At 63.1% G+C, this 7,822-nt stretch carries 7 protein-coding genes and 2 pseudogenes; 5 read left to right on the top strand and 4 right to left on the bottom strand.

The window, feature by feature from the left end; translation table 11 throughout:
- Window positions 1-65: 65 nt before the first annotated feature.
- The 3 genes and pseudogenes from ACXMYJ_RS28075 to ACXMYJ_RS28085 form a co-directional block, all read right to left on the bottom strand.
- A complete protein-coding gene (locus ACXMYJ_RS28075; protein WP_460359438.1) occupies window positions 66-425 on the bottom strand; it encodes a hypothetical protein in 360 nt (119 codons plus the stop codon).
- A 285-nt stretch (window positions 426-710) separates the two neighbouring features.
- Window positions 711-1,109: pseudogene (locus ACXMYJ_RS28080) on the bottom strand (ABC transporter permease); the annotation flags it as partial.
- Window positions 1,106-1,282 carry a hypothetical protein gene (locus ACXMYJ_RS28085; RefSeq protein ID WP_460359444.1) on the bottom strand — a complete coding sequence of 59 codons (177 nt, stop codon included), beginning with the start codon at window positions 1,280-1,282 and terminating at the stop codon, window positions 1,106-1,108. The pseudogene ACXMYJ_RS28080 and the gene ACXMYJ_RS28085, both read right to left, overlap by 4 nt.
- Window positions 1,283-1,524: 242 nt before the next feature.
- Here ACXMYJ_RS28085 and ACXMYJ_RS28090 point away from each other — a divergent pair, with 242 nt between their 5' ends.
- From ACXMYJ_RS28090 to ACXMYJ_RS28110, 5 genes are all read left to right on the top strand, one after another.
- Window positions 1,525-3,918: a nitric-oxide reductase large subunit gene (locus tag ACXMYJ_RS28090; protein WP_460359439.1), complete on the top strand. Its 2,394-nt coding sequence runs from the start codon at window positions 1,525-1,527 to the stop codon at window positions 3,916-3,918.
- Window positions 3,915-4,565: a hypothetical protein gene (locus tag ACXMYJ_RS28095; RefSeq protein WP_460359440.1), complete on the top strand. Its 651-nt coding sequence runs from the start codon at window positions 3,915-3,917 to the stop codon at window positions 4,563-4,565. The genes ACXMYJ_RS28090 and ACXMYJ_RS28095 overlap by 4 nt, the downstream gene beginning before the upstream one ends.
- Entirely contained in the window at window positions 4,565-5,377 is an 813-nt protein-coding gene (locus ACXMYJ_RS28100) for an SPFH domain-containing protein (RefSeq protein ID WP_460359441.1), read from the top strand. Before ACXMYJ_RS28095 ends, ACXMYJ_RS28100 begins: the two co-directional genes overlap by 1 nt.
- Window positions 5,370-5,690: a hypothetical protein gene (locus tag ACXMYJ_RS28105; RefSeq protein WP_460359442.1), complete on the top strand. Its 321-nt coding sequence runs from the start codon at window positions 5,370-5,372 to the stop codon at window positions 5,688-5,690. Before ACXMYJ_RS28100 ends, ACXMYJ_RS28105 begins: the two co-directional genes overlap by 8 nt.
- 98 nt (window positions 5,691-5,788) lie before the next feature.
- On the top strand, window positions 5,789-6,532 hold the full coding sequence (locus tag ACXMYJ_RS28110) for an NmrA family NAD(P)-binding protein (RefSeq protein WP_460359443.1): 744 nt from the start codon (window positions 5,789-5,791) through the stop codon (window positions 6,530-6,532).
- A gap of 140 nt (window positions 6,533-6,672) precedes the next feature.
- On the opposite strand, the pseudogene ACXMYJ_RS28115 reads toward ACXMYJ_RS28110, so the two are convergent.
- Window positions 6,673-7,697, bottom strand: a pseudogene (locus ACXMYJ_RS28115) (IS3 family transposase); the annotation flags it as partial.
- Window positions 7,698-7,822: the final 125 nt, after the last annotated feature.

Consider the following 7,822-nt stretch of genomic DNA (forward strand, 5'->3'; position numbering starts at 1 on the left):
ACCGCGATATTCTTCACCTGCGAAGTGCCTTCCAGTCAGGATATTTGAACCGTCGAGAAGTCCAATTATCCCTTGCAGGACAGGCACTTTCGCTTATCTACACCCGACACCCACAACATTTCACGAAGAATCCGGGTTAGTTCTTCGTCGGCGGCATCTGAATGGCTGAGCTTCTGACGCGGATCGCTTTGTAGACGCCTCGTCCAGCGGATCGCTCGCTGGTAGTTCTCTTCCAGTAGATCTCGAGCGGCCGAAGTCCACTCTTCTTCCGCCTCGGCCGCGCGGGCTCCCGCGATCGCGACCGCCAGCCTGACTACTTCGCGCGCATTCGCATCGATTGTGCACGCAACTTCTAGTAGCCCGATCTCACCGGTGCGACCTGACGTCGGCGACTCAGGGTCTTTGAAGAGGTCGAAGTAGCCCACGGCGTGTCGTCGCTGAGGCGGTCCAACGTGGCGAAAACGTAATCGAAACCCTGCAGTGGCATTCGCGCCGCAGGTAGGTGTCGGCGATGTTTCCACAGCTGCAGAACGACATCGAAAGCTTCTCGCTGTGCGTCGGCGCGCGCTTGGCCTACTTCACGATCGCTCTTGGCAAGTACCTCCGCTAGATATTGCGACATCCACCGGCCGAGGAAATCGTGTTCGTCTAACGCCGACTCGACATATCGGCATCGGATCGACCCTCGAGCGGAAGGCTTTCTCTGCCAGTCATTTTCGAATCATCCTTTCGGCCGCGGCGACCATGAAGATCGCACTGAACGACGCGCATGCGTAGAGCAGCGCATCATCAATTCCCCACGGTGGGGTCAGTACGGTGTCCTGCCCGGTCGCGTACACCGCATTGAGGACGGGCATGAATCGTTGTAACGATGCCCCGCTGGGCAGATAGCCGGCTGCCGACTCCACGACGTAGGTCCACAACAAGATCGCTCCGACGGCCCCAAGGGGCGAGCGGACGAGCGCACCGACGCCCACCCCCGCGCCCGCGGCGAAGAAGGCGAGCACCGGAACAGTCCAGAGCAGACGCTGCCCGATCGGATCGGTGACGGATACCGGCCCGTACACCAGCGGCGAGATGAGCGGAAGCGCCACCAGAACGGCGACTAGGCAACCAGCAGTCGGATCTGGGCGTCGAGTTCGGCGAGCGTCGGGACCTCGGAGGAGATCGCGAAATCCTGGTCGAACCCCGGCGCGGCAGTCGCGGAAGGCAGCGTTCCGCCGGCCGCGGCCATAAATACAGCGACCATGATTCCCGCAGCGACCCCGACGCGTGTGTACATCATCCGGCTCCTATTTAGAGGGAATCTTTCCGGTAAATGTAGATCTGCACTACAAGGAAGGCAAGCCTTACCTTGAGCGAGGCGGAACCCGGCCCTATGTGACGACTCGGCCGTCGCGATTTAACCGGAAAATTATCCTCTAAATACGGTCTTGGTGCGAAGACTCGCGCTAAGATCCCGCCTGGGACTACTACGTGATGTAGTTATTCGCCGTGTGACAGCAACTCTCGGGGGTGTGCCAAATGACCGAGCAATCTTTTCTGCCGGCTCCGACCAAGGCCGAGCTTGCGATCTCCAAAGGCTGGGTCCAGGGCGTCGCCCTGGTCATGGTCTTCGGCTTTCTGATCATGGGAGTGCTGGCGGCACGGACCTATTCGGACTCAATGCCGCTGCCGCAGCGGGTGGTCGCCCCCGACGGTCGGACGGTGTTCACCGAGCAGCAGGTCACTGCGGGACAACAGATATTCCTGCGCCGCGGCCTCCAGCAGTACGGCTCGGTGATGGGCCACGGCGGTTACCTCGGGCCGGACTACACCGCGGAGTACCTGCGACTGTCCGCCGACCACGTCGGCCAGCAACTGCGCGACTCCGGATCGCCGGACCCGACGGCCGCGCTCGTGGACATGATGCGGACCAACCGCTACGACAAGGCCACCGGGACACTGCAATTCACCGCCGAGCAAGCACGCGCGTTCGACAAGCTTCGTGCCTACTACGCCGACTACTTCGGCACCGACTCGACCGAACACGGGCTCATTCCACGCGTCATCACCGACCCCCAGGAAATCCACGATCTCACCGCGTTCTTCAGCTGGACGGCCTGGGCCAGCGCTGCAGAGCGCGAAGGCCACGCCTACTCCTACACCAACAACTGGCCGCCGGAACGACGCGTAGCCAACACGCCGACGGCTGACATCCTGGTCTGGTCGGCGATGTCGCTGATCGCCCTGCTGGCCGGCCTCGGCGCACTGTTCGCTCTCTACGGTCGGTGGAGCCGCAAAATCGGTTGGCACGCAACCGAAGCGCCATCGTTGGCATTCCGTCAACCCGGTGAGGTGGCGATCACGCCGTCCCAAAAAGCCACGGCATGGTTCTTCTTCGTCGTCGCCGTGCTGTTCCTCGCCCAGGCGGTGCTCGGTGGCGCCATCGAGCACTATCGCGCCGAACTCAGCAACTTCTTCGGCTTCGACCTGGCCCAGGTCCTGCCGTTCAACCTGGCGCGGACCTGGCACGTGCAACTGTCGCTGCTGTGGACGACGGCCGCCTTCCTTGCGGCGGGAATCTTCCTCGCGCCCATCATTTCCGGACGCGAACCGCGGCGGCAATCGTGGTTGGCCTACGGACTGCTCGGCGCGCTGTTCGTCGTCGTCGCGGGCACCCTGATCGGGACGGCGTTGAGCACCTTCGGCGTCGATTGGGCGAAGGGCTCCATCTTCTTCGACCAGCAGTGGGAATACCTCGACCTGCCGAGGTTCTGGCAGATCCTGCTCGTCATCGGCCTGTTCCTGTGGATGGCGATCATCTACCGGGCCATTCGCTCTCGGCTGAAGACCGAGAGCAAGTTGAACATGCCGTGGCTGTTCTTCTATGCAGGCCTGGCCATTCCGGCGTTCTACGCCGTCGGCATGCTCGCCGGCACCCAAACCCATCTGACCGTCGCCGAGTTCTGGCGCTTCTGGGTGGTGCACCTGTGGGTCGAGGATTTCCTCGAGTTATTCACAACGGTGATGGTCGCCTACATCTTCGTGATGCTGGGTGTGGTGCGGCGCCGGATCGCCATCCAGCTCATCTTCCTCGACGTCATCCTCTACTCAGTGGGTGGTGTGATCGGCACCATGCACCACCTGTACTTCTCCGGCACACCCGTGGAGCACATGGCGCTGGGCGCCTTCTTCTCCGCCATGGAGGTCATACCGCTGACCTTCCTGACCGTGGAGGCGTGGACATTCCTGCAGCTCGGGTCACGGCAGCAGTCGCGTAGCAGCGCACCCTTCCCGCACCGGTGGGCCGTAATGTTCCTTGTCGCCGTGGGCTTTTGGAACTTCGTCGGCGCAGGCATCTTCGGCTTCCTGATCAACCTGCCCATCGTGTCCTACTACCAGATCGGCACAGCGCTGACCGCCAACCACGCGCACGGCGCGATGATGGGTGTCTACGGCATGCTTGCCGTGGGTCTGGCCCTGTTCGCGCTGCGCTACATCATCCCGCCGCAACGTTGGCCAGAGAAGCTGGCCAAGTTGTCGTTCTGGTCCCTCAACATCGGTCTGGCATGGATGGTGTTCGCCACCCTGCTGCCGCTGGGCGTGCTGCAGCTGTGGCACTCGGTCAACGACGGCTACTACGAGGCGCGCACATTGGGCTACATCACCCAGCGGGGCAACGTCGTGTTGGAGTGGCTGCGAATGCCCGGTGATTTCCTGTTCATCCTCGGCGGTGTGCTGCCGTTCGTCTGGATCGCATGGCTGGGCGTGCGCCACGGCATCAAGGCGACCACGCACACGATGCAGGCCGAGACCCTGTTCGTCGAAGAGCATCCCGAGGCCGAGGAGGACCGAACCGGGCTGACGGCCACGGGAACCAGCCGTTACGCCTCTGACCGCCGTGACGACACCGAAACCGCAAAGGGTCTTCCGTGACTGCCGGCATCGCCATCGAGACCTGGCTGACAATCGGATACTCCGCCCTGCTCGTGGTGATCGCGTACGGCATCGACAGATTCGCCCGCCACGCCGCAGCCAAAGTGGAGCAGCACCGATCGGGTGCCTTCATCTACCACGAGGACCACGACGCGTGGATGTGCCCGGAAGATCAGTGGCTGTGGCCCAAGTCGTTCGACCCCGACAACCGGGTGATGCGTTACCGCGGGAGCCCGACGATCTGCAACGCCTGTCCGGTCAAGCAGACGTGCACGTCATCCAACGACGGCCGGGAGGTGAGTCGGGCGATAGACAGCTGGCCGGCCTCGGAGGCGGCGCGCTTCCATCGCGGTATCGCCTGCGCGGTAAGCGCCATCGCCGTCATATGGCCGCTGGCCATGGCCCCGGCTGCAAAGGCCGTGCTGGAGACGATCCTGCTGGTGGGTTGCGCTGTCGCAGTCGCTCTATTCTCGTTGCCACTGTGGTCGCACTTGCGTCGCACCCCGGCCGTACCGCCGGGCGTCGTCTTCCAGTCACTTGACGAGAACATTGAGACGCGAAAGCAATTGGCCGACACGGAAATCCGCCGTCGTACCTCTTACGCGTCCGATCGTCGGGAGTCGCCGCAATCTCAGAGGGCGCGCTGATGAGTTTTTCAACGGTGATCGTCATTCTTGTTATCGCACTGTTTGTCGCTTTGGCGGTCGCGTCGCTGCGCATCGTCAAGGAGTACGAACGCGGGGTGGCCTTCCGCCTCGGCCGGCTGCGTGGACCACTGGGACCGGGTGTCGTCGTCGTCCTGCCCGCCATCGACAAGCTCGTGCGTGTGGACCTACGTACGGTGACACTGACCATCCCGCCGCAGGAGGTCATCACCCGCGACAACGTGACCGCGCGCGTGAACGCCGTGGTGCTGTTCCGGGTGACCGATCCTACGAAATCGGTGATGACCGTGGAGAACTTCGCGGTCGCCACGTCTCAGATCGCCCAGACGACCCTGCGCTCGGTCGTCGGACGCGCCGAACTCGACACGCTGCTCGCGCACCGTGCCGACCTCAATGAGGACCTGGCCGCCTCCATCGCGAGCCAGACCGAGCCGTGGGGAGTCAGAGTCGAGGTCGTCGAGATCAAGGACGTCGAGATCCCCGAAATGATGCAGCGGGCGATGGCCCGCGAGGCCGAAGCAGAGCGCGAGCGACGGGCCAAGGTGATCAGCGCACGCGGCGAGTTGCAGGCGTCCGCAGAATTACGCGATGCCGCAATAACACTCAGTGAGAGTCCGGCGTCGTTGCAACTGCGCTATCTGCAGACCCTCCTAGAACTCGGCGCCGACCAGAACTCGACCGTCGTCTTCCCGATCCCAATGGATATCGTCCGCCCGTTCCTCGAAGGAAAAGCCGACAAGGGCGTCCCTGGCGACGCCGTCCCCCACATCAGGAGGGTGAGATCCGATGACTAGCGCGACTCCCGAACCGGCCGTGACGGCATCTGACGTCGACGCCATCGAAGCCGGCCGCCCCGTTGTCCTCGAGCCCACTCCGCCGGGAATGTGGCGGGTGTTGCTGGGAGGTGCGGTCGCTGTACTGGCGCCGTTGCTGGGGTTCCTTGTCGGGAGCATCTTCGGGGCAGGCACGATCGGCGACTCGATCGATCCGATGTTCGTGTCGCTGTTCGTGGGCATCGTGATCGGCGGTTTCGGAATACTCGTCGCGCTGTCCGGCGGTGCCCGGCTTTGGCGGCACTTCCACCAGAAGGACACGATCGAGTCCTGATCGCGGAAGTGTTAAGGCGCGATGCCAGTCCGCTACTCCAAACCAACAGGCGCAGCGACGAGTGCGGTCGTTCAGGCTCTTTTCAGTAGGCACCTACCATGCTGTTGATCACCGGTCCGTCAGGCAATGTCGGCCGCGAGTTGGTCGAAACCTTTCGCACGAATTTGCCCCACCGTCCGTGGCGGGTAGCCAGTCGGCATCCCGAGCAGTTGCGCGACAGCGTGGGCAACGCGGCGCAGGTGTGCCGGTTCGACTTTTTCGAGCGCGCGACGTGGGCGGACACGTTGCGCGAGGTCGAGACGCTGTTTCTGTTGTTCCCGGTGCCTGGCAACCGGGCTGCCCGCGAAGCAGTGATCCCGTTCATCGATGCCGCCGAATCAGCTGGCTGCAGACATGTGGTGTACGTGTCGGTATTCGGCGCTGACCGCGCCCCCTTCATCCCGCACTACAAAGTAGAAGCCGCGTTGAAGGCTTCCTCGATGGGTTGGACGTTCCTGCGGTGCAGCTTCTTCATGCAGAATCTGCACCGCGCCATCTCGACCCACGGCATCGACATCGCCGAGCGCGGAGAATTGTTCATCCCGGCGGGCCGGGGCCGCACCAGCTTCATCGACGCTCGCGACGCCGCCGCGGTGGCCGCACTCGCACTCACCGACCCGACCGCGCACCACAACGTGATCTACCACCTGACGGGGCCGGCGGCGCTGACCATGCACGAGCTCGCCGCGTCCATGTCCGAGATGTTGGGCTACCCCGTCACTTACACCCATCCCGGCCTAGCCCGGATTTTTCGTGGTAATTGGTGTGGGCTCGGTTTGATGTCGAGTTATGTTGCTGGGTAGTGGGTTTCGTGTGGTGGCGTGGTTGATCGGTCCCGTGTCGCCGGGCGGGCGGGCTTTCCAGGGCCAGTTGGTCTTTCATAGTCGATCGGTCAGATGGGCCGGGGTTCTATCTGAATCGCCCCGGGTTTGATGCACACCGGTTATTGGTGTGCAGCCTCTGAGTGGGCTGTGTTTGTAGCGTAGTGGACGGTCTCGTACTCAAGTGGTGGGATACGGCCCAGGCGGTGCATGAGCCGGTCGGTGTTGTACCAGTGCACCCACTCGGCGGTGAGCAGTTCGACGTCGGTCAGACGGTGCAGTGGACCCCGGCGAAACGGTGAGTCGTCGCGGACGGCTTCGGTCTTGTAGAGCCCTATGGTTGTCTCCGCGAGGGCGTTGTCGAAGGCGTCCCCGACCGTGCCGATGGAGGCGACCAGTCCGGACAGTGCGAGGGTCTCCCCGAACCGCACAGACGTGTATTGCGAGCCTGCGTCGCTGTGGTGAATGGTGCTGCCCAACAACGGATTACCTTCAACAGTGCGGAGTTGTGCGGCATGGCGGATTGCCTGGCGTACGAACCTGTCCTCTTTGCTGGCTGAGCAGGTCCATCCGACGATCCGGCCGGCGTAGGCGTCGATGGCGAACGCGGTGTAGACGAACGTCCCGTTGACCAGGCGGACGTAGGTGAAGTCCGCGACCAGCAGCACGTTGGGGGCGGGCACCCGGAACTGGCGTTTGACCAGATCAGCAGCCCGTGCCGCGGCCGGGTCAGCGATCGTGGTGCGGACCTTCTTGCGGCGGGTGACCCCGCGCCAGCTGTTGGCCCGCATCAGTCGCTCCACGGTGCAGCGGGCCACGGCGATGCCCTGACGTTGCAGGTGAGCCCACATCTTGGTGGCCCCGTACAGCGCTTCGGGCTTACGTCGTCCGTACTCGTCGGGCTCGTAGAAGCCGGCCAGCACCTCGGTGATTACCGTGTCCCAGAGGGTCCGGGCTGATGGGGGTCGAGTCAGCCAGGCGTAGAAGGTTCTCGGGGCAATCTGGCAGCCGTGCTCGGTGAGCACGCGGCAGATCGAAGCGACCCCGAACCGAGCACGATGCTCGGCGATGAACGCACAGATCAGTGGTGTCGCGGGTCGCTCTCCCGCACGAAGAAACTTGTTGCCGCTTTCAGGATTTCGATGGTTATCTACGGCCCCTTGAGGGCTTGTCTTTGATGTAGGCGACACACCCTCTGTGGGTCAGTGCATTTCGTCATGGAATGGTTATCTTTAGTGTTCATGACGCCCGTGTCTGGGTATCTGGTTCAGC

It is taken from the genome of Mycobacterium sp. ZZG (assembly GCF_054786995.1).

Excerpts from the sequence above, each read along its gene's own strand:
- ACXMYJ_RS28085 (WP_460359444.1), bottom strand. The coding sequence starts at position 1,282 with ATGTACACACGCGTCGGGGTCGCTGCGGGAATCATGGTCGCTGTATTT.
- ACXMYJ_RS28090 (WP_460359439.1), top strand. The coding sequence starts at position 1,525 with ATGACCGAGCAATCTTTTCTGCCGGCTCCGACCAAGGCCGAGCTTGCG.
- ACXMYJ_RS28100 (WP_460359441.1), top strand. The coding sequence starts at position 4,565 with ATGAGTTTTTCAACGGTGATCGTCATTCTTGTTATCGCACTGTTTGTC.
- ACXMYJ_RS28105 (WP_460359442.1), top strand. The coding sequence starts at position 5,370 with ATGACTAGCGCGACTCCCGAACCGGCCGTGACGGCATCTGACGTCGAC.
- ACXMYJ_RS28110 (WP_460359443.1), top strand. The coding sequence starts at position 5,789 with ATGCTGTTGATCACCGGTCCGTCAGGCAATGTCGGCCGCGAGTTGGTC.